Source organism: Stenotrophomonas sp. P5_A8 (assembly GCF_056400545.1).
The window spans coordinates 1-1,249 of sequence record NZ_JBFULB010000558.1 but is presented as its reverse complement, the minus strand read 5'-3'; the positions used below and the strand labels follow the sequence as shown (position 1 = coordinate 1,249).

Here is a 1,249-nt window from a genome sequence, read left to right as displayed (position 1 = left end):
CTCTTACCTCATGCGCCGTCCGGTCTGCTGGCGTGCCTGACCTCTGGCCGGATCTTCAACGCGGAGGGCTCCGAGAAGGGCATCCAGACCGCCGACACGTACGTCCGGGTGATACAGCGGGCAACACCCTCTGCCCCCCGTCGCACTTGGTATGCGCATCGGGTGGTCTGGGAAGCTGCCCACGGGCCGATCCCTGAGGGGATGCAAATCGATCACCTCGACGCCAACGCGGGCAACAACGCCCTGTCCAACTTGGACCTAGTCACCCCTCAGCAGAACCGGGCAAGGCAGGCGCAACGCAACCTGGCGCGCTATGGCTGCATGTCCACCTATTGCAAGTTGACCCCCGACCAAGCAGTGGCCATACGCGATAGCGCGGGGACCGTCCCCGCCGGAGTGTGGGCCAAGCGACTGGGGATCTGCAGGCACACGGTTAACGACATTCGAGCTGGCCGGACGTGGGCGCATCTTCCGGGCGCTGGTCGTCCCCAAAAGACGCCGCCCAAGAAGTCCTGACCGGCTCTCTACCTATTGCCCTTKGGGGGTATATGAAACGAGCGGACAACTGCCGTCTGGCACGTCCTATTGGCCGAGGTAAGGGCGATGGGAGGTGACCATGTGCAACGAATCTCAGAGAAGAAGCGGCTCCAGATCAAGGGCCGGGGCAAGGGTCCGCCCTTTCTCTCCATCTCACACCGCATTGCCGATTCCCACGAGTTCGGGTGCCTGTCAGGGCATGCTGCAAAGCTCCTGCTTGAGCTTGCACGGCAGTACCGACCCGGGCGCAACGGGGACATCAGCATCCCGTGGTCGCTCCTGCGGACTCGTGGCTGGCGAAGCCAGGGAACTGTCATGGATGCCAAACGCGAGCTGCTGGAGGCGGGCTGGATCATCGAAACCCGAAAAGGTGGCAGGAACAGCTGCGGCCTCTACGCGCTCAGCTACTACCCAATCGATGAGTCCCGCAAGCATCAAGAGCCAGCCACCCATGTGGCGCCGGACCTATGGCAGCAACGGCGCGATCAGTAGTCGCTATGCGGAGCAACCTAGTCGCTATGCGGAGCAGTGGCCGAAATCCTTGCTCCGCATACAGACCAAGTTGGTCGCTATGCGGAGCAGTCAGCCACTTATCCACACCCCCTATTGGTCGCTATGTGCACACCTATCTAGATATCTACCAAGCGGAGCGGCTTGCGCCCTGTTTGGAGGTCCTCTCTTCGGGTACTTCTGCGGGGACTCATCTTGGACC

General features: G+C 61.9%; 2 protein-coding genes. Both read left to right on the top strand.

The genetic code is table 11. From position 1 onward, the window contains the following. Positions 1 to 516 (top strand): HNH endonuclease signature motif containing protein (locus tag AC1DQP_RS20640; protein ID WP_478052448.1); only part of this gene is annotated, 516 nt, incomplete at its 5' end. A 336-nt stretch (positions 517 to 852) separates the two neighbouring features. After that, complete coding sequence (locus AC1DQP_RS20635) at positions 853 to 1,029, top strand: hypothetical protein (protein WP_457321454.1); 177 nt, start codon at positions 853 to 855, stop codon at positions 1,027 to 1,029. Positions 1,030 to 1,249 lie beyond the last annotated feature (220 nt).